General features: G+C 38.9%; 31 protein-coding genes and 6 tRNA genes. 29 read left to right on the top strand and 8 right to left on the bottom strand.

Annotated features, from left to right (window positions below):
• Window positions 1-27 precede the first annotated feature (27 nt).
• The 4 genes from AC1M9I_RS13170 to AC1M9I_RS13155 are packed head-to-tail and all read left to right on the top strand — an operon-like array spanning window position 28 to window position 2,389.
• The gene (locus tag AC1M9I_RS13170; protein ID WP_481592861.1) at window positions 28-978 is read left to right on the top strand and encodes a homoserine kinase; all 951 of its coding nucleotides are present in this window, start codon (window positions 28-30) and stop codon (window positions 976-978) included.
• Between the two features lie 24 nt (window positions 979-1,002).
• Complete coding sequence (locus tag AC1M9I_RS13165) at window positions 1,003-1,626, top strand: DUF1294 domain-containing protein (protein WP_179999061.1); 624 nt, start codon at window positions 1,003-1,005, stop codon at window positions 1,624-1,626.
• 29 nt (window positions 1,627-1,655) lie between these two features.
• Window positions 1,656-2,048, top strand: coding sequence for a DUF4870 family protein (locus AC1M9I_RS13160; RefSeq protein ID WP_035267567.1), 393 nt, complete (start codon window positions 1,656-1,658; stop codon window positions 2,046-2,048).
• A gap of 26 nt (window positions 2,049-2,074) precedes the next feature.
• Complete coding sequence (locus tag AC1M9I_RS13155) at window positions 2,075-2,389, top strand: antibiotic biosynthesis monooxygenase family protein (RefSeq protein WP_092766466.1); 315 nt, start codon at window positions 2,075-2,077, stop codon at window positions 2,387-2,389.
• 2 nt (window positions 2,390-2,391) lie between these two features.
• Here AC1M9I_RS13155 and AC1M9I_RS13150 read toward each other — a convergent pair whose 3' ends face one another.
• The 3 genes from AC1M9I_RS13150 to AC1M9I_RS13140 all read right to left on the bottom strand — a co-directional run bounded on the left by AC1M9I_RS13150 (window position 2,392) and on the right by AC1M9I_RS13140 (window position 4,955).
• Entirely contained in the window at window positions 2,392-3,279 is an 888-nt protein-coding gene (locus AC1M9I_RS13150; RefSeq protein WP_481594482.1) for a DMT family transporter, read from the bottom strand.
• A 53-nt stretch (window positions 3,280-3,332) separates the two neighbouring features.
• Entirely contained in the window at window positions 3,333-4,064 is a 732-nt protein-coding gene (gene hisA / locus AC1M9I_RS13145; RefSeq protein WP_035267561.1) for a 1-(5-phosphoribosyl)-5-[(5-phosphoribosylamino)methylideneamino]imidazole-4-carboxamide isomerase, read from the bottom strand.
• 129 nt (window positions 4,065-4,193) lie between these two features.
• Entirely contained in the window at window positions 4,194-4,955 is a 762-nt protein-coding gene (locus AC1M9I_RS13140; RefSeq protein WP_179999052.1) for a hypothetical protein, read from the bottom strand.
• A gap of 580 nt (window positions 4,956-5,535) precedes the next feature.
• On the opposite strand from AC1M9I_RS13140, the gene AC1M9I_RS13135 reads away from it, so the two are divergent.
• Window positions 5,536-5,940 (top strand): helix-turn-helix domain-containing protein, encoded by a 405-nt coding sequence (locus AC1M9I_RS13135; RefSeq protein ID WP_035267606.1) that lies wholly within the window; start codon window positions 5,536-5,538, stop codon window positions 5,938-5,940.
• A 50-nt stretch (window positions 5,941-5,990) separates the two neighbouring features.
• On the opposite strand, the gene hisH is transcribed toward AC1M9I_RS13135, so the two are convergent.
• Window positions 5,991-6,608 (bottom strand): imidazole glycerol phosphate synthase subunit HisH, encoded by a 618-nt coding sequence (gene hisH, locus AC1M9I_RS13130; protein WP_035267559.1) that lies wholly within the window; start codon window positions 6,606-6,608, stop codon window positions 5,991-5,993.
• Window positions 6,608-7,201, bottom strand: a complete 594-nt coding sequence (hisB, locus tag AC1M9I_RS13125; protein WP_035267557.1) for an imidazoleglycerol-phosphate dehydratase HisB — start codon at window positions 7,199-7,201, stop codon at window positions 6,608-6,610. The genes hisH and hisB overlap by 1 nt, the downstream gene beginning before the upstream one ends.
• A gap of 93 nt (window positions 7,202-7,294) precedes the next feature.
• Here hisB and AC1M9I_RS13120 point away from each other — a divergent pair, with 93 nt between their 5' ends.
• From AC1M9I_RS13120 to AC1M9I_RS13105, 4 genes are all read left to right on the top strand, one after another.
• Window positions 7,295-7,672, top strand: a complete 378-nt coding sequence (locus AC1M9I_RS13120; protein ID WP_035267556.1) for a GNAT family N-acetyltransferase — start codon at window positions 7,295-7,297, stop codon at window positions 7,670-7,672.
• A gap of 172 nt (window positions 7,673-7,844) precedes the next feature.
• Window positions 7,845-7,920, top strand: a tRNA-Phe gene (locus AC1M9I_RS13115).
• A gap of 135 nt (window positions 7,921-8,055) precedes the next feature.
• Window positions 8,056-8,131, top strand: a tRNA-Phe gene (locus tag AC1M9I_RS13110).
• Window positions 8,132-8,261: 130 nt separating this feature from the next.
• Window positions 8,262-9,038, top strand: coding sequence for a class I SAM-dependent methyltransferase (locus tag AC1M9I_RS13105; RefSeq protein ID WP_481611145.1), 777 nt, complete (start codon window positions 8,262-8,264; stop codon window positions 9,036-9,038).
• 6 nt (window positions 9,039-9,044) lie between these two features.
• Here AC1M9I_RS13105 and AC1M9I_RS13100 read toward each other — a convergent pair whose 3' ends face one another.
• Window positions 9,045-9,467 (bottom strand): GNAT family acetyltransferase, encoded by a 423-nt coding sequence (locus AC1M9I_RS13100; RefSeq protein ID WP_481611144.1) that lies wholly within the window; start codon window positions 9,465-9,467, stop codon window positions 9,045-9,047.
• Between the two features lie 270 nt (window positions 9,468-9,737).
• On the opposite strand from AC1M9I_RS13100, the gene AC1M9I_RS13095 reads away from it, so the two are divergent.
• Entirely contained in the window at window positions 9,738-10,190 is a 453-nt protein-coding gene (locus AC1M9I_RS13095; RefSeq protein ID WP_481594480.1) for a hypothetical protein, read from the top strand.
• A 230-nt stretch (window positions 10,191-10,420) separates the two neighbouring features.
• On the opposite strand, the gene AC1M9I_RS13090 is transcribed toward AC1M9I_RS13095, so the two are convergent.
• Window positions 10,421-10,690, bottom strand: coding sequence for an oxidative damage protection protein (locus AC1M9I_RS13090; RefSeq protein ID WP_035267550.1), 270 nt, complete (start codon window positions 10,688-10,690; stop codon window positions 10,421-10,423).
• A 28-nt stretch (window positions 10,691-10,718) separates the two neighbouring features.
• A complete protein-coding gene (gene argH / locus AC1M9I_RS13085) occupies window positions 10,719-12,149 on the bottom strand; it encodes an argininosuccinate lyase (protein ID WP_481594479.1) in 1,431 nt (476 codons plus the stop codon).
• Between argH and AC1M9I_RS13080 the strand changes: the two genes are divergently transcribed.
• The 19 genes from AC1M9I_RS13080 to AC1M9I_RS12990 form a co-directional block, all read left to right on the top strand.
• The gene (locus AC1M9I_RS13080; protein ID WP_481611143.1) at window positions 12,140-13,294 is read left to right on the top strand and encodes a sensor histidine kinase; all 1,155 of its coding nucleotides are present in this window, start codon (window positions 12,140-12,142) and stop codon (window positions 13,292-13,294) included. The genes argH and AC1M9I_RS13080 overlap by 10 nt on opposite strands.
• Window positions 13,295-13,346: 52 nt before the next feature.
• Window positions 13,347-14,084, top strand: a complete 738-nt coding sequence (locus tag AC1M9I_RS13075) for a LytR/AlgR family response regulator transcription factor (RefSeq protein WP_092766460.1) — start codon at window positions 13,347-13,349, stop codon at window positions 14,082-14,084.
• A 95-nt stretch (window positions 14,085-14,179) separates the two neighbouring features.
• Window positions 14,180-15,100 (top strand): hydroxymethylbilane synthase, encoded by a 921-nt coding sequence (hemC, locus tag AC1M9I_RS13070; protein WP_481594550.1) that lies wholly within the window; start codon window positions 14,180-14,182, stop codon window positions 15,098-15,100.
• A gap of 9 nt (window positions 15,101-15,109) precedes the next feature.
• On the top strand, window positions 15,110-15,892 hold the full coding sequence (locus AC1M9I_RS13065; protein WP_481594478.1) for a uroporphyrinogen-III synthase: 783 nt from the start codon (window positions 15,110-15,112) through the stop codon (window positions 15,890-15,892).
• A complete protein-coding gene (locus AC1M9I_RS13060) occupies window positions 15,889-16,728 on the top strand; it encodes a hypothetical protein (protein WP_481611142.1) in 840 nt (279 codons plus the stop codon). Before AC1M9I_RS13065 ends, AC1M9I_RS13060 begins: the two co-directional genes overlap by 4 nt.
• A 2-nt stretch (window positions 16,729-16,730) precedes the next feature.
• Window positions 16,731-17,924, top strand: a complete 1,194-nt coding sequence (locus AC1M9I_RS13055; RefSeq protein ID WP_481594476.1) for a heme biosynthesis protein HemY — start codon at window positions 16,731-16,733, stop codon at window positions 17,922-17,924.
• Between the two features lie 9 nt (window positions 17,925-17,933).
• Window positions 17,934-18,350, top strand: coding sequence for an acyl-CoA thioesterase (locus tag AC1M9I_RS13050; RefSeq protein ID WP_035267539.1), 417 nt, complete (start codon window positions 17,934-17,936; stop codon window positions 18,348-18,350).
• Between the two features lie 126 nt (window positions 18,351-18,476).
• Window positions 18,477-18,800 (top strand): H-NS histone family protein, encoded by a 324-nt coding sequence (locus AC1M9I_RS13045; protein ID WP_035267603.1) that lies wholly within the window; start codon window positions 18,477-18,479, stop codon window positions 18,798-18,800.
• Window positions 18,801-18,966: 166 nt separating this feature from the next.
• Window positions 18,967-19,710, top strand: a complete 744-nt coding sequence (gene gspN, locus AC1M9I_RS13040; protein WP_092766456.1) for a type II secretion system protein N — start codon at window positions 18,967-18,969, stop codon at window positions 19,708-19,710.
• Entirely contained in the window at window positions 19,710-20,546 is an 837-nt protein-coding gene (locus AC1M9I_RS13035; RefSeq protein WP_481611141.1) for a type II secretion system protein N, read from the top strand. Before gspN ends, AC1M9I_RS13035 begins: the two co-directional genes overlap by 1 nt.
• A 42-nt stretch (window positions 20,547-20,588) precedes the next feature.
• Window positions 20,589-22,976 carry a type II secretion system secretin GspD gene (gene gspD, locus AC1M9I_RS13030; RefSeq protein WP_481611140.1) on the top strand — a complete coding sequence of 796 codons (2,388 nt, stop codon included), beginning with the start codon at window positions 20,589-20,591 and terminating at the stop codon, window positions 22,974-22,976.
• 69 nt (window positions 22,977-23,045) lie between these two features.
• Window positions 23,046-23,720 (top strand): FHA domain-containing protein, encoded by a 675-nt coding sequence (locus tag AC1M9I_RS13025; RefSeq protein WP_481611139.1) that lies wholly within the window; start codon window positions 23,046-23,048, stop codon window positions 23,718-23,720.
• Window positions 23,721-23,778: 58 nt separating this feature from the next.
• Window positions 23,779-24,450, top strand: coding sequence for an HAD-IA family hydrolase (locus tag AC1M9I_RS13020; RefSeq protein ID WP_035270445.1), 672 nt, complete (start codon window positions 23,779-23,781; stop codon window positions 24,448-24,450).
• Window positions 24,451-24,567: 117 nt separating this feature from the next.
• The gene (gene trpE, locus AC1M9I_RS13015; RefSeq protein WP_481592877.1) at window positions 24,568-26,061 is read left to right on the top strand and encodes an anthranilate synthase component I; all 1,494 of its coding nucleotides are present in this window, start codon (window positions 24,568-24,570) and stop codon (window positions 26,059-26,061) included.
• A 98-nt stretch (window positions 26,062-26,159) separates the two neighbouring features.
• A tRNA-Thr gene (locus AC1M9I_RS13010) sits at window positions 26,160-26,235 on the top strand.
• A gap of 53 nt (window positions 26,236-26,288) precedes the next feature.
• Window positions 26,289-26,372 (top strand) — tRNA-Tyr (locus AC1M9I_RS13005).
• Window positions 26,373-26,406: 34 nt separating this feature from the next.
• A tRNA-Gly gene (locus AC1M9I_RS13000) sits at window positions 26,407-26,482 on the top strand.
• Window positions 26,483-26,496: 14 nt separating this feature from the next.
• Window positions 26,497-26,571: transfer RNA gene (locus tag AC1M9I_RS12995), tRNA-Thr, on the top strand.
• Window positions 26,572-26,720: 149 nt separating this feature from the next.
• On the top strand, window positions 26,721-26,806 hold an 86-nt coding region (locus AC1M9I_RS12990), incomplete at its 3' end, for a GTP-binding protein (RefSeq protein WP_001029592.1).

Here is a 26,806-nt window from a genome sequence, read left to right as displayed (position 1 = left end):
AATGTAAGTTTTTTCGCAGGTTTTTTTATGTCGGTTTATACCACTTTGACTTTAAAGGAAGTTCAGGATTTTGCTACGCCTTATGGATTAGAGGTGATTGACCTGATTCCGATTCAAGGAGGTATTCAAAATACGAACTATTTTCTAGTTTGTGCAGATCAAACCGAATTTGTTTTAACAATTTTTGAAGATATGGATGAGCAAGGCGCAGGTGAACTCGTCCCTGTACTTGAGCATCTGGGTCATGCAGGTCTGCCTGTGCCTGTACCTTTGAAACATTCAGGACGTTCGATTCAGATCTTAAAAAATAAACCTGCACAAATTGCGCCTAGAATGCGTGGCAAGCATCCTATGCCTTCATCACTTGAACAGGTTCAGTCCATTGCTATTGCACAGGCTCAAATACATGTGGCTCTCGATAACTTTCCCTTAGAGCGCGCAGAGTATCGTAATCATGATTATTGGTTAAGTGTGGCTCAGCAGCTTCGACCTACGCTAAATCCAGCCGATCAAGTATTATTAAATAGTTTGTTAGGTTTATATGACGCTCTTACCGCAATGTACCCTGATCGTCCACGAGGTTTTATCCATTCTGACCTATTTAGAGATAACACTTTATTTGAAGGGGCTACTTTAAAAGGGATACTCGATTTTTATGAGTTGAATAAAGATGAACTTTTGTTTGATATCGCCATTACGATGAATGATTTCTGTACAGAATATCCAAGTGTTCATTTGAATGAGGAAAAGGCCTTAGCATTCTTGGAGGCTTATCAAAGTGTACGTGAAATGACCAGTGATGAAAAATCATGCCTAGAACTCTATTTAGCGATGGCAGCTGGACGTTTTTGGATGATGCGTTTGCTAGTGGCTCAAAAGAACAAAGAAATGGGGCGTGTTGGCGAGGATATTTTGCAAAAAAATCCTTTAGAAATGCGCAATATGCTGGTTGAACGATTAAAATTTGTCACAGCTTAAAAATTTAAAAAATCTGGGGGAAATATGCGTGATCAAGGTCGTCTAGTTGAATGGTTTGATGAAAAAGGCTATGGATTTATTCAACCCAATGATTCATCCAAAGATCGCGTTTTCCTTCACATTAAAGATTTTGCCAAACCAGGCCCAAGACCGATTCCAGGTTGTGCTTTGGAGTATATCGTTCAATTGGATGGTCAAGGTCGATTTAAAGCGAAACAAGTAACATACTTAAAAGCGACTCAGGCAAAAAAAGTAAAAACGAAGCCGCGTCATTCACCAGTTACTCAACAAAAAATGCAACCGATGCAAGTAGCGATTATTGCTTATATCTTGACGCTTGCTACATTAGTCCTATTGGGGCTATTGAGTATGATGGTGGTGTTGGTCATTTTATTGATGAACCTGATCACCTATGGCTTATATGCACACGATAAAGCGGCGGCTCAACAGGGGAGTCAACGTGTACCAGAAAATACATTACATGTGGTTTCTATATTAGGAGGATGGCCGAGTGCTTGGCTTGCTCAGCAACGCTTGCGTCATAAAACACAAAAACAACCATTTCGAAAAATTTATTTCTGTACTATAGCGTTTAATATACTGATTATTTTATGGATAATTTCACCATTTAATGGTTTGAAATTATAAAGCCTCAAAAAAATTAAAAAGGTGACTTTATGAATTATACAGCTGATCAAGATCCAAACCGCAGCTTAACGATTTTACTTTATATCCTGTATATCATCGCTATTTTTTCAGCAGGTATTTTGGCGGTTATTGCGCTAATTATTAACTATTGGAAACGATCAAAAGTACAGGGCTCAATTTTTGAAAGTCATTTTACTTGGCAAATTCGTACTTTTTGGTGGTATTTAATTTGGAATATCATCGCGTTCCTGCCGTTTTTATTCTTATTCTTCACGGGTGACAATCCTAATGCCTTTGCTGGTGTAGCACTGGGTGCAACAACATTCTGTATCGCAGTGATTGGTTTGTCATGGGTTTGGATTGTTTATCGTGCGATCAAAGGAATTATTAAGGTCAATGATAACGAGCCAATGTATCAATAATTAAAACTCATGAATGAGGTGGTGTCATGATTATTGAGCATGTTCATTTAAATATCAAAATGAACCAGAGTGAAGCATTCGAAAATGCTTTTAAATTAGCTAAAGACATTATTTCACCAATGAAGGGGCTAAATGCGGTTCAGCTGATTAAAAATACGAATAATGAACATGCTTATATTTTACTGATTTACTGGGACAAACTTGAAGATCATACGGAAGGTTTTAGGCAGTCAGAGGCGTATTTAAAATGGAAGGAACTCTTGCATCCCTTTTATACGCCTATGCCTGAAGTGCAGTATTTTCAACCATGTATGATGTTAAAGCTAAAAGAGCCCCAATAAGCTTATTCTTTCTTCTTAAATTTTGGTCTCCACTCACTGGTAATTACACCGAGCACAACCAACACGCCACCTAAAATTGAGAGCATAGCTAAACGCTCACCTGCTAATCTCCCAATCAAAGCCGCCCAAACAGGTTCGCCAGAATAAATAATCGCAGCCTGTGAAGGATCAACCACGCGTTGAGCCCAGTTCATGACTAACTGAATGATTGCACTTGCAAGTCCTAATCCTCCAATAATCACAACGAAGATCCAGTTAAACTCAGGGAGTTGTGTTTCACCCACCAATGGTGCCATTAGAAAACAAATTAACGATGCAAAAATGAGTTGTAATATCGTCACTCGGCGTAAATTGACTCGAGGCGCAAAGTAACTAATGAGAATAATTTCAAGTGCAATCGCAATTGATCCTATCAAGGTAATGATCTGACCAAATTCAAGCCGAATAGCACCAAACCCATTGCCTGTTAAGAAAACTAAACCTACAAAGGCGAGTCCTGCCCCTATCCATGTCATGACATGTGGCCTTTTGTTAAAGAGCAACCACAATAAGATGGGAACCAACGGCACATAAAGTGCTGTCAAAAAGGCAGACTCGCTACTGGTGATGGTCTGTAAGCCAATGGTTTGCGTTCCATAGCCAATTGCAATCACTGTTCCAATGCAAAATCCTGCCCAAATATCTTTGGCACTAAAATTTTTACAATATTGAAGTGAGATGAGACCAACAGCCAGCGCAGCTGCTGCAAATCGAAAGGCAACGAAAAGCACTGGTGTGCTGAAGCTCAATCCATATTTGACTGTTATGAAACTGGCACCCCAAATCATCGTAATTGCAATGAGGGCAAGTTGTGGTGTTTTGGTTTTAAGGGTAGGAGATAAATTCAACATATTTTTTAAGTAAGAAAAAAGAGGTCCTAAGACCTCTTTAGAAACATGCGCTATTAGAGCGCTTGTTCATCAAGTAATAATTGAGCTTCACGAAGATTTAAAGTGCCTTCATAAATTGCACGACCAGTAATCGCACCTAAAATACCAGGCTGACCTTTTAAGTTGCGAACGTCGTCAAGATTGGTCACACCGCCTGAAGCGATCACAGGTAAACCTGAATAAGTCGCAAGATTAACTGTTTGTTCGATATTCACACCTTGCATCATGCCATCACGTGCAATATCGGTATACACGATACTAGATACACCAGCATCTGCAAAGCGTTTAGCTAAATCAGTTGCTTTTACGTCAGTTACATTTGCCCAGCCATCAGTGGCGACCATGCCATTGATTGCATCAATACCGACAATGATGTGACCTGCGAATTTTCTACAAGCTTCCTCAACAAACTCAGGTTCTTTGACTGCTTTTGTACCAATAATGACGAATGATACACCTGCATCTAAGTAGTGTTCGATGGTTTCAAGAGAACGGATGCCACCACCAATTTGAATTGGCAGTTCAGGTTGTGCTTTTGCAATCGCTTCCACAACAGGTTTGTGAATAGGTGTACCAGCGAAAGCACCATTTAGATCAACTAAATGTAAACGGCGAGCGCCAGCGTCTACCCAATGTTGTGCTGTTGCCACAGGATCATCAGAGAAAACGGTATCGTCTTCCATACGACCTTGTTTTAAACGGACACATTTACCATCTTTAAGGTCAATTGCAGGGATAATCAGCATGCTTTCGCTCCTTGCCAGTATTCTGGAGTTTATTCGCAGCAATCTTAGCAAAGAAACATCAAATGAGCGAAGTAACAATGAAAAAAAACCGTCAAAACAATGTTGACGGTTTTTTATACGAACTTTGAATTAAATGTATGGTGTTGTATCTAAATTAGAGATTAGATCAAAGCTAGTTGGTGTGATACTGGTTGGGATTGCACCTAAAGCATTTGTGATCTCTCCCGTGAATCCTACAAGATCACCCACGACAGGAATCGATGACAGAGCATCTGTAACAGGTGCTAAATCATCCAGTAAATTATCTAATGTTCCTGAGACATCTCCTAATGTTCCTGTGACACTGCCTAAAGGATCATCAATGAGACCAGTCACGAGATCAAGAGGTTTGGTACTTGCTACATAATCTCCCGTTTCACTCACGAATCCCAAAAGATTTGAAGAAGTTTCTCCGACAACATCTACGACAGCACCTAAACCTGGCACTTGGCTTAGCAGGTCGGTCACGGGATCGGCTAAACCAGCGACCTCACCTACAACATTTGAAACATCTTTGATGGTTTGGCCTACAGTTGCAGTAGTGCCATTCAATGCAGTATTAATGCCCCCTAATAGATCTCCCTTCGAAAAATCATCAGCGATAGCGTGTAAGCCTCCGCTTAAATTTCCTAGTAAATTATTTTCAAGATTGAGTACCGATTCCACTGTATCTCCGATCAGTGGCAATTCTGTTAACTTATCCGTTAATGGTTTGGTCAGCGTCCCTACTGTGTCAACAACGGTATCTACAACTGTCGTTACGGTTTCTAGAATAAAACCAACTGCTTTCGTAATTCCCTGTAAAGCAAGGCTTAGAACGCCACTGATTTTTCCAGTAAAAAGTTTAAACATGTGCAGATTGCTCCAAAATATATGTGGTTAGTGTTGGATCTTTGTTGTTTCAGCAAGTTCATAATTAACAAAGAAAAAAATCTCAGACAAATCGAAAAAAAACAATATAAGTGGAATAATTTTGAAGATATGCCGTAAAAACAGCAACTTAATACAACACAAGGGTAATGTTTAAAAATGTTAACAAAATCAATTATTTATTGTGGTTTAATTTGGTGCTTGATAGAATAAATGTACACTTATAATGCATGAATATTATCGAGTAGCATGGTGTAAATACCTAAAATGCCAACTTGTTCGATTCGTTGATTGATTTTGTGAATTTTGTGTATTTTTTTAATGATTAAAATTGGTGCTCATTGTCTTTACATAAGTTAACAATTAATCATTGGGTCAATTTATTTTTCTTTTTAATTCAAACTGAGTAATGAGAAAAATTAGATCACACTTTTATTTGTGAATTATCTATATTGAAAATAATTTCAATTTCATCTGATTTGTTTGGCAATATTAGACTCAACTGCATAGGCTTAATGTTAAATTGAAACTGCAGACAGTGAATAAGATTTGGACAGAAGCGATGGCAGTTCAAGAAGATGATTTATTTAGCGAAGGTGCTAAAAAACTTAGAAAATTGATCAAAGAGAAAAACATTAAACCGACTGATGTGGTGAATGCATTGGGAGTCTCTAAGGAAACGCTGTCGAAATGGGTGCAAGAGTCAACTCCTGCCAATGCTCAACATCTAGTTGAATTAGCGAAAGTACTGAGTGCTGCAGAACGATGGGTTTCAGACGCTAAAGATGGTAAAAAATCAGAAAGTTTTAAACAGTATCCTTTGAAGGATGAGTTGGCTTTAAAAGATGCAACGCCAGAACAATTAATTTCAGAACTTAAAAGTCGTTATGCTGCGCTGAATCTAAAAGCAGAAATTAAAGTAACTGTTGAGCCAATTGAAGGTGGCTTTGTCGTAAAAGATATTTAGAGTAAAGTCTGAAAAAAAGCTCACTGAAAACAGTGAGCTTTATTATGGCTTTAAATTTTCCACTCTACAAAATTTTTCAACAACTGTAAGCCAGCTGTATGACTTTTTTCTGGATGGAACTGCGTAGCAAACAAATTATCTTTATGGATTGCGGTGCAGAATTCCAAACCGTAGTTACATGTCGCAGCAATGATCTCAGATTGTTTCGGTTCAACATAGAAACTATGTACGAAATAGAAACGAGCATCTTGATCAATGTTGTTCCACATTGGATGGCTTGGATCTGCTTGGTGTACCTGATTCCAACCCATATGGGGAACTTTTAAACCTTCAATATCTGGAAAGCGTTTAACAGCACCATCAAAAATGCCTAATGCATCTGCACCACCATTTTCTTCAGAGTGTTGCAGCAGAGCTTGCATGCCGACACAAATCGCAAGGACAGGCTTGTTGAAAACGGCATTGCGTACAACCTCGTCAATGCCAGCCTCGTGCATACCTTGCATGCAATCACGCATTGCACCAACGCCTGGGAACACAATTTTATCTGCTTGAGCAATCAGCTTAGGATCATTGGTCACATCAACGGTTGCACCAACATGCTCAAGTGCTTTTGCTGCTGAGTGAAGATTTCCCATGCCATAATCAAGAAGGGCAATACGGGTCATTACAAAGTACCTTTGGTTGAAGCTACAGTATTTTCTGCACGTGGATCTACTTCACAAGCCATACGAAGTGCTCGTGCAAATGCTTTAAATACACTTTCAATTTGGTGATGGCTATTTTTACCTTTCAAATTGTCTATGTGGAGTGTCATTAATGCGTGATTCACAAAGCCTTGGAAAAACTCAGAGAATAGGTCGACATCAAAAGTACCAATGCGCGCGCGCGTAAATGGAATGTCCATCCATAAGCCAGGGCGCCCTGATAGGTCAACAACGACACGACTCAAGGACTCATCAAGTGGTGCATAGAAGTGACCATAGCGACGTAAACCTTTTTTGTCACCTAAAGCCTGTGCAAATGCCTGACCAAGGGTAATACCACAGTCTTCTACTGTATGGTGATCATCAATTTCTAAATCGCCGTCGCAATGAATATCGATATCAAATAAACCATGACGCTTGATTTGGTCGATCATATGGTCTAAAAATGGAACACCTGTATTGAGGGTGCCTTGACCAGTACCATCAAGATTCACGCGAACACGAATTTTGGTTTCGTTTGTGTTTCTTACCACTTCACTGATACGTTGCGTCATAGACACGTTCCTCAAAAACGTTAAAAATGATGAATGTAGATTTTCGATGTCACGAAAGTGACAGCATATTAGATTGCTCAGGAGGGTTAATCAATGCCTATAACCGTACATGCAATAACTTCGCTTGATAATGTTGAAGTTCGTGAACAGCTTGAGCGCTTATATGACACCAGTCCAGAATTTAGTGACGGACAAGATGCCATTGAACAACTTGAGCAAAACTTAGCTCAGTATACCTTACTTTACACGGCAGAATTTAATACAAAGATCATTGGGGCCATTTGGTCAACTGGACAAGGTGAAAGTCGAACGCTTGAAAATATCGTAGTTCATCCGGCTAACCGTGGACGTGGTGTCGCAGAGCGCTTAGTGAGTGAAGCATGTCGAATGGAAGAAGAGAAAGGCGTCAACCATTTTGAGCCTGGATGTGGTGCAATACATCGTTGTTTAAGTAGTTTGGAAAAAATTTAAAACTATTGTTCGATTTTAAATATTAAAAGTCAGTCAATACTGGCTTTTTTTATTGGATTTGTATGTATTTACATCGAATAATCTAAATGTTGTTTTAAAAACATCCAGTTGTTTAAATATCCCAAAAACTTGCTTGACTATATCGAGATGAAACTGTTTAATACGCGACATCGGCGTGATAGCTCAGTTGGTAGAGCAACGGATTGAAAATCCGTGTGTCCCCAGTTCGATCCTGGGTCTCGCCACCATATTCTTTTAAGAATTTGTATTTTCAATCTCTGATCCCATCAGAGATTTTTTTTGGGTAAAATTTACTCGAACAAATAAAAAATGCATGATTTTTATTGACTATTGAGCTCAGTTACGGCTTAATACACCCCATTGGCGTGATAGCTCAGTTGGTAGAGCAACGGATTGAAAATCCGTGTGTCCCCAGTTCGATCCTGGGTCTCGCCACCATATTCGAAAAATCCTCAACATTGTTGAGGATTTTTTTTGCTTATAAAAAATACAAAATGAATTGAAGTCATTCATCATCCATTTTTTTGATGTGCTAAGGTTGATTCCTCGATCAAATTCAGAATAAAAAATGAAAGACCTATCTTCTGATCAAAGTGAGCTTTATCAACAATCACGTCCAAGTTATCCACAAAGTGTGATTTACGAAATCTTCAAATATGTTCAGAACTATGAAATGGTTTGGGATTGCGGGGCAGGTTCAGGACAATTCACCCGCTTATTGGCTCCGCATTTTAATCAAGTCATTGCAATGGATTTGAGCGAAGCACAACTTCAGCAAGCCCCAGCAATAGATAATGTAATTTACCGAATTGAAAATGCTGAACATAGCAATTTTAAAGCACAATGTTTTGACCTGATTACAGTTGCCCAAGCCATTCATTGGTTTGACTTCGAGTTATTTTTTCAAGAAGTTTATCGAACACTGAAGCCCCAGGGTGTCTTTGCAGTGATTGGATATGGGCTTATTGAAGTGGAGAATGAGGAGCTTCAAAGCTGTATTGAAAAGCTATATCACCAAGTATTGAAAACATATTGGGAGAGTGAGCGTCACTATATTGATCTGAAATATCAAACGATTCCATTTCCTTTTGAAGAAATCCCGACCTGTGAGCAGCACATGCATTGTAAATGGCGGATTGATCAATTGATTGATTATTTAAATACATGGTCAGCTTTAAAGAAATATCTTAAACAAAATACGCAAGCCGATAATCAGGCGACACAAATATTAAATCAGATGAGCCAATATGCCTTAACTTTGAATGATGATACCAGTCATAAATTTAATATTCGATTCCCAATATTTTTACGGATCGCTAAATTGATAAATGCTCCTGTTTTATAAAATTTCTTAATGGTCGTGAATGAGTCTTTTAGCAAGGCATACAACTTCTTTTTCGTCATATCTCAATTGTTCATAAAAGTTTTGAATATCAATAAATTCTTTTTGCACTAAAAGCTGAACTTCTGGACAACCAAGTGCAATCAATCTTTTTTCCAAATGTTGAATCAACGCTGTAGCAACACCATTCCGTTGATGATTGGGATGTACCGCGAGGTAATTGATCCACCCGCGATGACCGTCGTAACCACCCATTAATGTTGCGATAATGAACTGATCTTTCACAGCCACCAAGAATAAGTCATCTTTTTGTGCAGCCTTCCTAAAAATATCAATTTCCGGATTATTCCATGGTCGTGTTAGATCACATCTTTCCCAGAGTTGAATGATGTCTTCTAAGTCAGTCTCAATATAAGGACGAATGATAAACATGATGCGCTCAATGTTGGTTAATTTTAATACAGAGATTAGCCTACTCTGATGAAGTTCATAACTCATAATCATCTTATGTGTCTATTTTCTGCTTTACATTTATGCATTCTTTTTTTAGATAGGAAGATAAATATTAATAAAAAAGATTTGTCTGTGACATGAGTCTAACAATTCTTGTTAAGTAAACGATATTTAAGATAAATGGTAGTTGTTTTTGGCTGGAATGTTTTTAAAGATGGCTTTTATTACGTTCAGTGAGAGCGATGGGGAATGAGGCAATTTAAGCAAGTTTTGTGGGGAATCTGTGCTTGGGGTCTTTCGAGTTTGAGTTGGGCGGCACATCCTAACAATGGAAATTTTGAATTACTGCCAGACGATCAGTTAAGTTTGGTCAATGCTTTAGGTATTGAGGAATCTCAAATTCGTGAAATTACATCTTTTAAATCTCAGGAATTAAATCATTTAGATAATTTCGTGAGTGATAGAAAAAGGATTCATTATACAAAGGATGAAGAGCAACCTTTTAAAGCGCTTATGGACTTAACATCTATGAACTCTTTACAATTCAACGCACAGGTTATGGAGCAGCGGTTTGATCTTCAAAATCGGCAGATTTACATTAAATTTGGTCCAATTCGTGTTGACCGAATGGAGATGCAGTTAAATATGAACGGAGTTTACCAATTAGGTCATATTTTAAATCCGCCACAAGCACTTTTTTAGTCAGCTAAATTTTGACTCCATTGATATTGATTTGATGTCCCATAAAAAGAACCTCTATTAAGATGATTCTTTTGGGATTAAAGCCTGTGCATATCTTCGGTGTTTTTCTTGCCTAATTATTAAAGTAACGCATAAAAAAGAATCCCCAAAGATGGGGATTCCTTTTAGATTAAAGCCTACGCGGACTTCGTCTTTATCTTAAGTAAAAAAGAAAAGCAGTGCTTTCTTTTTTACTCAGGCTTTAGGCCTTCAGCTTTTTCTAAAGTTTCATCATTGTTGAAGAACTTTTCACGTTGTTCTTCAAGAAATTTCTTTGCATCAGCTTCAAAGACATTTAAACGTTTTTCATTGATTAAAGTAGTTTGATGCTTTAACCATTCGCCCCATGCTTGCTTAGAAACACTATCAAATAGTTCCTGACCTTTAGGACCAGGGAATGGTGCAAAATCCAAACCTTCCATTTCTTTTTGATACTTACGGCAAAATACTTGGCGAGACATATCAATACTCCAAAAATATAATCAGAAATTAAGCGTAAAGAGCTTCTAAACGCGCATAAGCACGCTCAATTGCTGCTTCAACTTGAGCTGGTGCTGTGCCACCGATGTGGTTACGTGCATTGACAGAAGCTTCTAAAGTTAATGCTTTTTCAAAGACGTCAGCTTGAATTAAATCAGAGAATTGTTGAAGTTGTTCAAGCGTAAGTTCTGATAAATCCTTACCTTCTTGTACCCCAAGCGCAACTGCTTTACCGACGATTTCATGTGCATCGCGGAATGCAACACCATTTTTTACCAAGTAATCAGCAAGGTCAGTTGCTGTTGAGAAACCACGCAGCGCTGCTTCGCGCATTTCAGGAATATTTGGAACAAGTGCAGGAATCATGTCTGCGAAAGCCATCAAAGAGCCACGAACTGTATCGATAGCATCAAATAGTGGTTCTTTATCTTCTTGATTGTCTTTGTTATATGCCAAAGGTTGACCTTTCATGAGGGTAAGTAGACTCATTAAGTCACCATATACACGGCCTGTTTTACCACGAACAAGTTCAGGTACATCAGGATTTTTCTTCTGAGGCATAATCGAAGAGCCTGTGCAGAAGCGGTCAGGAATATTCACAAACTTGAATTGTGCAGATGTCCAAAGAATTAATTCTTCAGACATACGAGATAAGTGCATCATGATGAGTGATGCCGCAGCATTAAACTCAATACCAAAATCACGATCAGATACAGCATCTAATGAGTTTTCTGCAACTGCTTCAAATCCTAAAAGTTCTGCTGTATAAGCACGATCGATTGGATAAGTGGTACCTGCAAGCGCAGCAGAACCTAAAGGCATACGATTCACGCGTTTACGGCAGTCAATCAAACGTTCTGAGTCACGTACCAGCATTTCAAACCATGCCATTAAATGATGTCCAAACGTCACAGGCTGTGCAGTTTGAAGATGTGTAAAGCCTGGCATGATTGTATTAGTATTTTTAGCAGCCAAGCCTAGAATGCCTTTTTGTAGTTTGTGTAATAACCCTAAGATGGCATCAATTTCATCACGTACATACAAACGAATATCCGTTGCTACTTGGTCATTACGGCTACGACCTGTATGTAATTTCTTACCTGTAATCCCAATACGTTGTGTTAATCGAGATTCAATGTTCATGTGAACATCTTCTAAATCAATACGCCATTCGAAGTTGCCAGCTTCAATGTCCGCTTTAATTGCGGTTAAGCCTGCGATGATGTCATCACGCTCTTGTTCAGTGAGTACACCGACTTTTGCCAACATCGTTGCATGTGCGATTGAACCTGCAATATCTTGTTTATAAAAGCGTTGGTCAAATTGAACAGATGCTGTAAATTCAGCGACAAAGGCATCAGTTGCTTCGGAAAAACGACCGCCCCACATACCTGAAGTTTGGGCTTGTGACGGATTAGAGGAATTAGAAGATGTGGTCATGTCGGCTCAGTAAAAGAAAAAGCAGTAATTTTGCATCAAGTATAACAAATTCAAATCAAGATGCCGAAGTCTTGCCTATGGATAATTCTTCAAAAGATAAACAAGAATTTATCGACGCCAATTTCTTTGTACGTATTGGACAATGGCAATATTTTGCAGAGCTGTTTATTGCCAGTATTTTTTTGGCGTTATTGCTGTGCCTAGCAGAGTCACAGTCTTGGTCAAATTTACAGACATCAAAGGTGATCAGGTATGTGCTTTATATCAATTGGGTGGTATTGGTCTTTATCGCCGTAATTGATTTATTTAGGGGGTTTTGGCAAAAACTAACCACTTGGCAGTCTGCGATTTATACATTTGTACTATTAGAACTCATCATCCTGTTCACTACTTGTAGTTTGAATTTTCTGTTTTTTTGGGGAAGTAACTTTTCTTTACAAAAATTTTCATGGTTACTTTTATTTGATCATGTGATTTTACATATGAGCTATGGCGTATTGTTGATCACTTTTTGTTTACGATATATCTATGTTCGGGGTGAGTGGTTAAAGCAGCAACAAGGTGAATTGAATGCTCGAATTCAAGCCATGCAAGCAAGAATACATCCACACTTTCTTTTTAATAGTTTAAATAGTGTGGTGAGTCTGATTGGGAGTGATCCAGATAAAGCAGAGCAAATGCTCATCGATCTTTCAAGGCTGTTTAGAGCAAGCTTTCAAGAGCTTAAAATTGTCACATTAAAAGAAGAAATCCAATTGTGTGAACATTATTTGGCGGTTGAAAAGCTAAGGTTGGGTTCGAGATTAAATGTGGAATGGAATATCTTGCAACCAGAGCAGTTGGGCCAAGCAAGTATCCCTTTTTTAACTTTACAGCCTTTAATTGAGAATAGTATCTTTCATGGGGTGGAGAAAAAGTTAATTGATGCAAAGATTGTCATATTGGTTGAAATATTACAAAATCAAGTCACTATAGTCATTACTAACCCTTATATAGCCGATAAAATGGCCAATAGGGAGGGGAATGGTATTGCGATAGAAAACGTGAAACAGCGTTTGAAAGCACATTATGGGTATACGGTACAGTTTAGGAGTCATGCAGGTAATGGAATTTACACGACTGTAGTCCAGTACCAATATAAATAAAATCAAGTTAATACATTAAAATAAGCAACGTTAACTTGAGCAAGGAGGAACAATGGACATCCTAATTTGTGATGATGAGCCACTCGCGGTTGAGCGCTTATCTCGCTTGGTCACTCAATTGGGGCATCAAGTTGTTGCAACTGCGCACCATGGAAAAGAAGCTTTGACCTTAGTGCAACAATATGAGCCTGATGTAATTTTACTTGACATCCAAATGCCTGAAATGGATGGTTTGACATGTGCTCAGCATCTTTCACAGCTAAACCCAATGCCCGCTATTGTTTTTTGCACGGCCTATGATGAGCATGCTTTGACTGCTATTCAGGCACAAGCGAAAGGCTATTTATTAAAACCGATTATCAAATCAGAATTAGAAAATACACTCAATAATTTAACTAAACTTACTCAAGCTCAAATGTCGAATATAGAACAAAAAGAAAATATGGAAGAAAAACATCAACGTCAGCAAATCGCTGCGAAAACGTATCGTGGTCTTGAACTCATTCCTATCGAAAATGTTTACTATTTTCTAGCTGATCAGAAATACGTAACAGTACGACACAAAAACGGCAGTGTGTTGATTGATGAGACTTTAAAAGATCTAGAGCGTGAGTTTTCAAATAAATTTATACGAATTCATCGAAATGCGCTGATTGCATTGGATTATTTGGATGGATTGGAGTTGGTTGCTTCAGGCCAGTATCAAGTTCGTTGTCGTGAACTTGAAGAGAAATTGGCGGTGAGTCGCCGTCATTTACCTCTGCTCAGAGAAAGAATGCAAAATATTTAGTTGCCTAAAATTATAGATATTGCTGAACAATTTACTTGCAATTTTGGGACAGCAGGGTAAGTTTAGGATGTCTAAAGTTTGGCAGCATTAAAATGATCAAAACCTTAAAAATTGCAACTCGTCAAAGTCCATTGGCTTTATGGCAGGCGGAGCATATTCGTGAGCGACTTGAGACCCTACATGCTGGTCTAAAAGTTGAGTTGGTGACGTTTGTGACCCAAGGCGATAAAATTTTAGACACCCCTTTAGCCAAGATTGGTGGAAAAGGTTTATTTGTTAAAGAGCTTGAGGCTGCATTACTTGATGGTCGTGCAGATCTGGCTGTCCATTCCATGAAAGATGTGCCGATGGCGCTCCCAGAAGGATTAAGTCTTGCCGTGATTTGCGAGCGAGAAGATGCTTTAGATGCTTTTGTTTCGAATACTTATAGCAAGTTTGAAGATTTGCCCCTTGGTGCCAAAGTGGGAACCTCAAGTTTGCGTCGTAAATGTCAAATTTTAAAAGCCCGTCCAGATCTTGAGATTATAGATTTACGTGGAAATGTAGGCACACGACTATCTAAGCTTGATGATGGGCTTTACGATGCCATCATTCTGGCAAGTGCAGGCTTAAAACGTTTAGGTTTAGCAGAGCGTATTCGACACACGCTGGATGCACAGACGAGTTTACCCGCAGTTGGCCAAGGTGCATTAGGTCTTGAGTGTCGAGGTGACGATGCACGCGTATTAGAGTTGATTCGACCTTTATTACATCCAGAAACAGATGCGTGTGTTCGTGCAGAACGTGCATTTAATACTTATCTAGAAGGTGGATGTCAGGTACCGATTGCGGGATATGCGACTTTAAATGATCAACAGATTCAATTAGAGGGGCGCGTAGGCAGTGTGGATGGTCAAACATTATTGGTTGCTAAAGTAGAAGGTCCAGTTGAACAAGCTGAAACGTTGGGTGTTTCACTTGCAAAAGCTTTGATTGACCAAGGTGCTGCTGATTTATTAAAAGCACTGTATAAATAAAACAATGAAATGAAGTTTATCAATACTCGACCTGTAGATCGTGCTAAGCCTCTTAATGAGGCACTGGTACGTGCAGGATATGAGCCTATCGAGTTATCTGTACTAGAGTTGGCTGCTGTTCATTGGAGTGATGAACTTGATCAGCGCTTTCAGCAATTAATTTCAGCACAAGTGATTGTGGTTGTCAGTCCAACAGCAGTTGAAGTTGGCATGCGGTTTCTTGAAAAATCGGGACTTAGATTGACCGATTTAAATCATATCAAATGGATTGCGGTTGGTCGGAAAACAGCTGAAGCCCTAAGTCGATATGGTGTTAAAAGTTTAGTTCCAGATGTTGAAACTTCTGAAGGAATGTTAAGTCTTCCGGTTTTAACACAAAACGCTGATCTCAAACGTATTGCGTTTTGGCGGGGTGAGGGTGGTCGTCAGTTCATGATGCAGCAGTGTCGTGTTGCTAAAATTCAAGTGCTTAATTTTGTTTTATACTCCCGCTACTGCCCAAGTGATGCTCAAGATAAATTTAAACATCTACTTGAAGCATTCAATGCAAATCCACAACCTTATGCTGTATTGATTAGTAGTGAAGCCAGTTGGAAAAATTGGCTGAGTTTATGCAAAAATTATCCTATATTTATGCAACACGGTCATTACTTGGTTTTGGCGGATCGGTTATATCAGATCGTGTGTAAGTATCAACAGACCTCAAATACTAAATTTCAAATCACTCAAATTGCGGACTTAATGCCAGATACGATTTTGTCGCAGCTTGAAAGTGAACATAGGCACTCATGAAGAAAATTTTATATCTATTCATTTTAGGCTTAATCATTTGGTTGATTAAACTCAGCTATGATCATTTTTCATTACAAAAAAAAGTTGAGTTGCTACAACAAACTCAACATAAATCAGAGCAATTAGTGGCAAGTTTGAATGATCAGTTGGTAGCAATTCAGCGCTCAAATCAGCAGGTTTCGTCTCAATCCAATCCACCTCAGCAAAACAAGAATCAACAAGAAATTCAATTTGAAATCAATCCAATCAAACTCTTAAGTCAAAAATTAGAGCTAATTCAATTTGCCTTAGATCAACATGAGTTTGTATATGCGCTTGAGCAACTCAATCAACTGGATCAACTGGTTGAGCGCTTGGCTTTGGCAGATACATTGCAGGTTTCAATGCATCGAGCTGTTGAGCATGATCAAAAAATGATTCAACAATATGTTGTGGCAAAAAATATTCAAATTGCTCAGTTAGGAGACTTGCTTGAAAATATTGATGCAAATTTGAAAAATGAACAACAAGTACAGCAACTCACGAGTGATAACTCTTCGCAATCCTCATGGTTTGAGCGTGTATTCAAAGTTGAACGCGTTGATGAACAGATGCCGGTATTACTTAATCGAAGATTAGTTTTAAAAGAAGTTCAATTGAGAGTGTTATTTGCTCAAAGAGCACTACAACAAGGACAATACATTGATTATCAAAATGCACTGACCTCAATTATCGATGAACTGGATCAACTGCCTGATGCTGCGGCAATCAAAATAAAAAATAAAGCGAAACATCTCAAACAAACACAACTTTTACCTGTCCCTAAATTGAACAGTAAAGCAATTTTAGAGGGCTAATCATGAAACATATTTTTATAGTTTATGCATTAGTTGGTTTAATGATATTAGCCGTGTTAAGTGTGCTGAGTTATCAAGAAGGGCCAGGTTATATTTACATGCTTTGGCACGGTATTCAGATTCAAACGAACCTCTGGTTTGTTTCATTTTTTTTTCTATTCGTTGCTTTATCTCTTCATTTTTTATGGTTTTGGGTTGGAAAGATGAGATCAAGAGAGCAGCGTAAAATTCAACAAGTTACAGACTTTTCAAGGTTACATACGTATGAAAAATTAGGAGTTTTGTGGGTTTTGGAGGCAAACACAAAACAGCGAGAATATTTACAACCTGTGTTTGAGAATTCAGGATTACTCAAAGAGGTTATTCAATCTCGTATATGGTTGAAGCAAGATCGTATTGATGATGCGTTGAGTGTTTTACAACAAAGTCCTGCAGATGCTTTTGAATTGGCTGAACTCCAGCGTATTGAAATTTATTTAGCTCAAGAGCTTCCAGATCAGGCTTTAACCCATTTAGAGTTTTTACATGGTCATATGCTGTCACCTTGGTTAAAAGATCTTGAAGATGCTTATCAGCATAAGTTGAATCATCTATGGGGTAGATTTGCGATTCAATATCCATGGCATTATTTAAAAGCCACGCAATATGGTCATTTAGATTTGGAACATAAAAAGAAATGGCTTTTAAAGCTACTCAATGATTTTGACAACGTTTCAAATACAGATTTAGAGCTTATTCAAATTCGGTATGCTCAAATGAGTGATCAAATTGTGTCGTCTTCATATGGTATTAAATCGTTATGGTTAAAACTTATTTCTCGCATTCCTGAGATGGCTTTTGATGAAACTCAACTTTCTTTGTCTTTATTAGAAGAACGGTTCGATCAGGATATTTTTTATTTATGGTTTCAACAACAATTGTTAAAACAAAATCCTGATTATGAAATGCTTGAAAACCAGATTGATCATTTTGAAATGAAATATCCTGGATTACCGATTTTGAGTTTTTCTAAATGGCATATTTATACTGCGACTCATCGTGAACAGGATGCTGAGGCATTATTGCAATTATATCCTGATCACCCTTTAATGAACTATTTAAGAATTAAATCTGTATTAAAAGGCAATGCTGTATTAACTCAGCAATTGAACAGTGTCTTTGAGACCCATAATAAATTTATTCAATTTAAGTTATGAGAATGATGAATGAAACAAATGAATGAGTACAAAGTCATTACCCATCAAAAAGTCGCTTGGGGTGATATGGATGCTTTTGGACATGTCAATAATGTGATTTATTATCGCTATATTGAAACTGCTCGAATAGAGTATTTGAATCAATTAGAAATCTTAGCGTTAGATATTAATACTGTTGTGGCTTCAAATAGTTGTAAATATCTTAAACCAGTGTTTTATCCTGATTATTTACGCATTGGAACTAAAGTGGTTGAATTGCGTAACTCTGCCTTCAGGATGGAATATACAGTTTGGAGTGAGCAACAGAATGAAATTGTGGCAATTGCTGAGGCCGTTATAGTTTGTGTGGATAAAAATACAATGCAAAAGGTTTTGATTCCAGAGCATATTAGAGAAAAAATAATAGAAATAGACTCGGTTAATTAATGTGTTAAATTATTTGTTTTATTTATGTATATTAAATAACATGATGGATTGATTAAAATAATTTATAACAATAAGATGGCGCTTTATAAATCTAATAATGATATTGAATTTTTTGGAGTAAATGTTATGCCTGATATTAGTAATTTATCTGTTGAAGAGTTAAGAAAGTTAACTGCTGAAGCCCAAGCTTTGATCGAGTCTAAGAAAGATCAGGAAATTGAAGATGCTTATCATCAGATTACTCAAATTGCTGAATCAGTGGGTATGTCTTTAGAGCAATTCATTGAATATGGTGCACAAAAGCGTAAGAAAAGCACGCGTAAATCTGTAGAGCCTCGTTATCGTAATAAAAATAATACTGCGGAGACTTGGACAGGGCGTGGAAAGAAGCCACGTTGGTTGGTTGCAGAGCTTGAAAAAGGTGCCAAATTAGAAGATTTCCTTATCTAATTTCACTGATTTGTCATGTAATGACACTAATATTAAAAAAACCAAGCAAATCTGCTTGGTTTTTTTATAAGTGAATTGGAGAAGTGTAAAATTTATGCATAATACCAAGATAGAAAATTTTCAAACATTTTGCGGTTAATTAGACTTAGATGTTGGTATACATGGAATGATAAAAAAATCAAAAAAAATGGTGTGGTTAAGCGTCGCTATCTTCGCTTTTTTATTATTTGTTTTTTTACAAGTTCCAGCATCGTGGCTCATTGCTAAATTTTATAAAAATAATCAAATTTTAAAAAATGTCAGTGGCAATATCTGGCAAGGTCAAGCAGATTGGCAAAAAGGAAATCTTGCAGGTTCTGTCATCTGGCAAACACGTCCTCTCGATCTGATTTTATTAAGAGCTGGTGCCAACTTAGAAATACATAGTGGTCAGACGCAACTCAACGGTGTGGTGGGTTATGGGCTTGGAAAAAAAATAATTATCAAAAATATGAATGGAAATATTGCCCCTGAAACACTCAAAACATTTGTGGATTGGCAATGGCCTCAGAATAGTATTCAGTTGAAGGATGTAGCATTTCAATTCAAACAAAACGATGGTTTTGCAAAAACCGCCGGAGAGATGCAATGGGGTGGTGGTACGCTAACTTATACCTTTGCCCAGAAACAAGAACGAATGAATATGCCATCTTTAAAAGGGCAATTTTCAGACGAAGCTGGAAAACTGCTCATTGATGTACAAGATCAGCGCGGGCAAAAAATGGCCAACCTTAGTTTAGATCCTGCATTAATGTTGGATGCACAGGTGACCCAAAGATTATTAATGAATGTGCCTTCATATGATGGTAAAGCTGGTTTGGATACCTTTGTTGTCAGTACGAGACAGCCACTGCTGAGTGGAGGCTTCTAATGAAGGGATTCCAAGATAAGTTTTCACAAATTTCATTTAAAGATTTAGATCGAATTGCTCCGCTTACTTTATTTATTCTGATTTTAATCTTAATGTGGAAGCTCGCTTCATTATTTTGGTTGGTGGTTGCACCACCGCAAGTCATGCAAGTTGAGCGAGTCGCATTAGGTTCGCAGCAACCTCCTGTTCCGAATATATCGAGTTTCTCTTTGTTTCAAGAAACAGGTGCGCAAGTGAGTGGTGCTGATGCTAATTTAGCGCTTACGTTGCAAGGGGTTGTGGTTTCGACGCCAAGTAGTCAATCTTCAGCCGTGATTAAAGTGCGAGAGGTTGCTGATCGTTATACCATTGGACAAACTTTGGAAGGAAGTTCTTATCAGCTTTCAGAAGTATATTGGGATCATGTGGTATTGAAACAGCCGAGTGGTGCGACGACTGAGTTGAGATTTACTGGAATAGAGAATCTTAATCAGCCAATGGTACCTGACGCACAGCAAAATTCTGCTAACGTAACACCGAATTCTGGTCAAACGACCACTCAAAATGCCATTGGTCAGGCAATCAATCAAATTCAAGAAAATCGTGAACAATACTTAAGTAATATGGGTGTCAACACTGACAGTGGTCAAGGTTATGAAGTCACGGATCGAACGCCTGCATTTTTGAGAAGCAAACTGGGATTAAGACCTGGTGATCGCGTTTTATCCTTGAATGGGCAGTCAGTCGGTCAAGGACAAAGCGATGCACAACTGCTAGAACAGACTAAACGAGAAGGTAAAGTTCGCATTGAAGTAAAACGAGGTGATCAAGTGATGACCTTCCAACAAGAATTTTAAAATGTGTAAATTTGCATAAAGTATTAGGAAATATAACAAGTTATGGATTTTTTAAATCGAAATCGGTCACTTTGGGCGATGGTCGCAGTAGCACCAGTATTGGCTGTCGCAAGTACCGCTGCGCAAGCGCAAACTTGGAAAATTAACCTGCGTGATGCAGATTTAACTGCATTTATTAATGAAGTGGCAGATATCACGGGAAAAAACTTCGCAGTTGATCCGCGGGTTCGGGGTAATGTGACGGTCATTTCAAATAAGGCTTTAAACAAAGCTGAAGTCTATGATTTGTTCTTGGGTGTGTTAAACGTTAATGGCGTTGTTGCTGTACCTGCGGGTAACACTATCCGCTTAGTCCCTGACAATAATGTAAAAAATTCAGGTGTGCCTTTTGATGCCTCTCGGAACGCACGAGGTGATCAAGTGGTCACTCGTGTCATTTGGCTGGAAAATACTAACCCCAATGATCTAATACCCGCGTTAAGACCACTCATGCCGCAATTTGCGCATTTGGCGGCGGTACAAGGTACAAATGCGCTTATAGTCTCAGATCGTGCGAATAATATTGCACAGCTTGAAACGATTATTCGTAATTTAGATGGAACGGGACAAAACGATATTGAGGCTATTAGCTTGCAGTCTAGCCAAGCTGAAGAGCTGATAGTTTTGTTGGATTCAATGTCTTCTACGGGTGGTGCCAAAGACATTTCAGGTTCTCGAGTACGTATTATCGCAGATGCACGTACTAATAGGATTTTGATCAAGGGTGATCCAAGTACTCGTAAACGCATTCGTCAAATGATCGAAATGCTTGATGTTCCTTCAGCTGATCGCTTAGGCGGTCTAAAAGTATTTAAGCTTAAGTATGCAAGCGCAAAAAATTTGGCTGAAATTTTACAAGGTTTAGTATCTGGTCAGGCGGTGAATAGTGCCAGTAATTCAAATAGTTCAAGCTCCAATTCAAGTGCTAGTAACTCATTAATTAATAATACCTCGAGTAATACGTCTTCAAATGGGAGTGTGAATACCCCAGCGATTAATTTGAATAGTGGTTCAAATCAAAATCAACAAGATATTACAAGTTTTAATAGTAATGGCGTGAGTATTATTGCTGATGGTGCACAAAATGCATTAGTGGTAAAAGCAGATCCTCAACTCATGCGTGAAATTGAATCTGCTATTCATCAACTTGACGTGCGTCGTCAACAAATTCTCATTGAGGCTGCTATTGTTGAAGTTGAAGGAAATGACGTAGATCAATTGGGTGTTCAGTGGGCACTAGGTGACATCAGTAGTGGTATTGGTGTAATCAATTTTGATAAAGCGGGTGTGGGGCTGAGTCAATTGGCTTCTGGATTCCTTGGTAATGTAGCTACGGGTGCTGGTTTGATTGGAGCTGGTGCTTCATTGGCCTTAGGTGAATATAAAGAAGGTGCGAATGGATCGCGTAAACTGTATGGCGCACTGATTCAGGCATTGAAGACCAATACTAAGTCGAACTTACTGTCTACACCATCGATTGTCACCATGGATAACGAGGAAGCTTATATCGTTGTGGGTGAGAATGTCCCATTCCAGACAGGATCTGTGACAACGACAGGTGGAACAGCAAACCCTTATACTTCAATTGAGCGTAAAGATGTTGGTGTAACATTAAAGGTCATTCCGCAAATTGGTGAAGGTGGAACAGTTCGTCTTGCTGTAGAACAAGAAGTATCCTCGGTGAAGCCAGATAGTGGTGAGGCGAAAGACTTGGTGACCACTAAGCGTGCCATAAAAACCTCGATTTTGGCTGAAAATGGTCAAACAATTGTACTGGGTGGTCTGATTTCAGATGATACTAAGTTAACGCGTCAAGGCGTCCCAGGTTTAAGCTCGATTCCTGGTTTGGGTAGACTGTTTAGAGCAGATGCAAAGAATAATGTGAAACGAAACCTACTCGTTTTTATTCATCCAACAATCGTAGGAGATACGGCTGATATTCGTAGATTGTCACAGCAACGCTATGATCGTTTATACAGTTTGCAGTTAGCACTGGATGGTGATGGGACATTTAAGAAGTTACCGGATAATGTTGATGATATCTTCCAACAGCGGTTGCCTGTATCAAGTACTCCTCAACCCGTCAAGCCTATCGTAGTGCCATCAACGCCTCAAGCAGTAGAGCCACAGGCACAGCGTTATACTGCTCCAACAGCGCAGTCTAAGCCAGTAGGGCGTGTGATTGAACGTCCAAATGTCATCGTGACTCAGGATCCTGTGGTGAAATCAACGCGAGTGCTGCCAAAGCCTGTGATTTACAATCAAGTTGCCACAACAAATACAAACAATGCCCAAGTCGTGGTGGAAACCCCTGTCGCGATTGAGCCAAAACAAGATGTGCAAAGAACACAAAATACGGTCACAACCACGACATTGAGACCATCTCGATAACATGCGTTCAATGTGAATCTCGAAAACAGCCATGTTAAAATGTCAAAACTTGAATAATGGATCGAAACTATGACTTGGAAATTACAAACAATTACTGGCGAATTTGCGGGTAAAGAAGTTGATATCGATCGAGACATGTTGGTGGGTCGTCATCAAGATGCAGATATTTTGATTCAGTCTGCAGATGTATCACGCCGTCATGCTGCTTTGTTTCTAAAAGAGCAGGTGCTCACTGTTCAAGACTTAGGTTCGTCAAATGGCACGTTTATTAACGATACAAAAGTTGCTGAAGGCGAAACTATTGTTAAAGATGGCGATATTCTGCAATTTGCTAGCCATAAATTTTCAGTTTTAGCACCTGCGCAATCTGCACAAACATTACAAGATGTTCAGCAGCCTAGCGAAGCAATCGCAACAGCTGAAATTTCTTCAAAGGTTGCAGTAGAGAAGACAGCAGCAGCTGAAATGCTTGAGCAGGGTATGCCTGATCTGAAAGAGCGAGATAGCTCAGTTCAGCTTAGTCGAGATGGTATGCCTCAAAATGTAGGAATTCCTAAACCAGCGCCAATTCCTGAGGGAGTTGATGTTAATACAACTGTCAATAAGCATGAAGCGTATGAGGTAAATATTCCTGCAACTTGTACGGAAAAAGAGTTGGAAACTCAAAAAAATGCCAATATTGGCTTAATGGCATTATTGGTGTTAGTGATTGTGGCACTGGTTGCCTGGTTTATTTTCAACTAAGTTGCATGTGATTTTTTAAGGCATGCTTTCGCATGCCTTTTTTGTTAGGTTTAAAATAATGAATATTGCGAATTTGGAACAGCGTGACTTAATTCTTTTTGATCTGGATGGAACTTTGGTTGATTCGGCATTTGATCTATATCGTGCCATGAATATGAGTTTGAATGTATTAGAACTGCCTTTGGTCACAGAATCTCAAGTTCGAAATTGGATTGGCAAAGGGACTTCATTGTTCTGTCAGAGTGTTTTAATGCATCTGACTGGGCGTGTAGAGCCTTCTGAGCATCAACAATTATTGGATACTTTTTTAGAAATTTATAATGCCGAACCGTGCGTGGATACGCGTCCATTTCACGGCATTATCGAATTTTTAGAGTGGGGTCGAGCTCATCAAAAAAAAATGGTGTGTGTCACGAATAAGCCGGAATTACCCGCTAGAAAAATATTGGCTGAATTAAAGATGGATCACTATTTTGTGGATACGGTGGGTGGAGATCGTTTTGAGGTGAGAAAACCAGATCCTAAACCTTTGTTGCATTGTGTTGAGGCCTTTGGAACTGATCTGGACAATACCTTGATGATTGGTGACTCATCGAATGATGTAGAGGCAGCGCGCCGTGCGGGTATTGATTGTATTGTCGTAAGCTATGGTTATAATCATGGTGAAGATATTCAGTTATGTAAGCCGCAACAAGTAGTTGATGATTTAACTGTGTTGATTTCTAAATAAGTTGTAATAAATAAAGAAGGGTAGAGGAATGAATAGTTTTAATGTTTTTCGATGGCGTCTCTCAGCGCAGACCTTATAGAACATTCAATATGCATCGAAAACTACAGAGAATTCCTCATGACAACGTCAACTCAATTTCAACAACTTCAATCACAAGGTTTTAACTTAATTCCAGTTTATCGCCAACGCTTAGCAGATACTGATACTCCATTGTCAGTATTTGCACGTTTAAAACAACATCAACAAGCCTATTTATTTGAGTCTGTAGAAGGTGGTGAAAACTGGGCGCGTTATTCCATTATTGGTCTAGGTGAGTCAACCGTATTCTCTTGTAATGCAGGACAGTTAACAATTCAGAATGCTGACGGTCAAGTCGAATCGTTTGAATGCCAGGATCCTTTCCAGTATATCCGTGACTTTCAATCGCAGTTCAAAGTGCCATCAAAAGCAGAACTTCCAGATTTGCCTAACTTTACAGGGGGCTTGGTGGGCTATCTAGGTTATGACGCGGTACGTTATATTGAACCGCGCTTAAATAACGTTCCTGATGCTGATCCTGTTGGATTGCCAGATTTATGGCTCATGTTGTCTAAAACAGTTGTAGTTTTTGATAATTTAAAAGACACGCTATTTATTATCGTACATGCGGATACACAGGATGCGGATGCTTTTAATAAAGCACAAAGCCAGCTGGATGAAATTGAATCATTACTTGCCACACCGGTGAGCTTGCAGGCAAAGCCTCACACGGCCCCTCATTTTGAATCATTAACAGGTAAAGAAAAATTCTTAGAATCGATTGAAACGGTTAAAGAGTACATTCGTGCGGGTGATGTGATGCAGGTGGTTCCTGGTCATCGCATGGTATCGGACTTTGATGGTGATCCTTTACAAGTATATCGTGCATTACGTCATCTTAATCCTTCACCATATCTGTTTTTAGTACAAGGAAAAACGCTTAGTGATGAAAAGCCATTTTATATTGTGGGCTCATCACCAGAAATTTTATCGCGTTTAGAAAATGGGGTGGCGACTGTGCGCCCATTAGCGGGCACACGACCACGCGGTAAAACCAAAGAAGAAGATTTAGCGCTGGAAAAAGATTTACTTTCCGATGAGAAAGAAATCGCAGAGCACTTAATGTTGATTGATTTGGGTCGCAATGATATTGGGCGTGTATCAAAAATCGGTAAAGTGCAAGTCACTGATCAAATGGTGATCGAACGTTATTCACATGTCATGCATATTGTTTCTAATGTGCAAGGGGAAGTTGCGGAAGGCGTAGATGCTTTGGATGTTTTTAAAGCAACATTCCCTGCAGGAACACTTTCTGGGGCGCCAAAAATTCGTGCTATGGAAATTATTGACGAAGTTGAGCCAGTAAAACGTGGAATTTTTGGCGGTGCTGTTGGTTATTTAGGCTGGCATGGTGAAATGGACATGTCTATCGCAATTAGAACCTGTGTTATTCGCGAAAATAAGGTTTATGTACAGGCTGGTGCGGGTCTTGTTGCAGACTCAAATCCTGATTCTGAATGGAATGAAACCCAAATAAAAGCTCGCGCAGTGATCAAAGCGGTTGAATTATCATCAAACGGATTGATTTTGTGAGTTTTTAGGGTTTTTTTTGAAAAAAACACTTGCACGGATTTCAAGTTTTGCTAAACTGCACACCGTTCCGATACGAAACGTACGAAACACTAAGAAACGCCGGCATAGCTCAGTTGGTAGAGCAACTGACTTGTAATCAGTAGGTCCACAGTTCGAATCCGTGTGCCGGCACCATCTTAGAGAGTTTAAGTAGTCGAGTAAAGAACAACACTGAAGTAAGTGTAAATGGTGAGATTCCCGAGCGGTCAAAGGGAGCAGACTGTAACTCTGCCGCGTAAGCTTCGAAGGTTCGAATCCTTCTCTCACCACCAATTTTAAAACTTCGATCTAGTGTCTTACCAATATGCGGGAGTAGCTCAGTTGGTAGAGCGGCAGCCTTCCAAGCTGCATGTCGCGAGTTCGACCCTCGTCTCCCGCTCCATCGAAGTGTTAAATGCTCTTATAGCTCAGTGGTAGAGCACTCCCTTGGTAAGGGAGAGGTCTCGAGTTCAAATCTCGATAAGAGCTCCAGATATACAGTTTAGTAGAAATTTCTACAAAGTTTTAAAGAAAGCAGGCTTATTAGTCTGCTTTTCAAGTATTTAAAGTGTCATTTTTTTGGCGACAGGTCGATACTGAACAATCTTAGAATTGTGTTCGACGTAAACGAGGAAGATCTCATGGCTAAGGCTAAGTTTGAACGTAATAAGCCACACGTTAACGTGGGCACAATCGGTCACGTTGACCATGGTAAAACAACTTTAAC

The sequence above is a fragment of the Acinetobacter sp. ANC_7553 genome (assembly GCF_056779895.1).
Note: the sequence above shows the minus strand (reverse complement) of the source record. Positions and strands in the feature narration are given on the sequence as shown.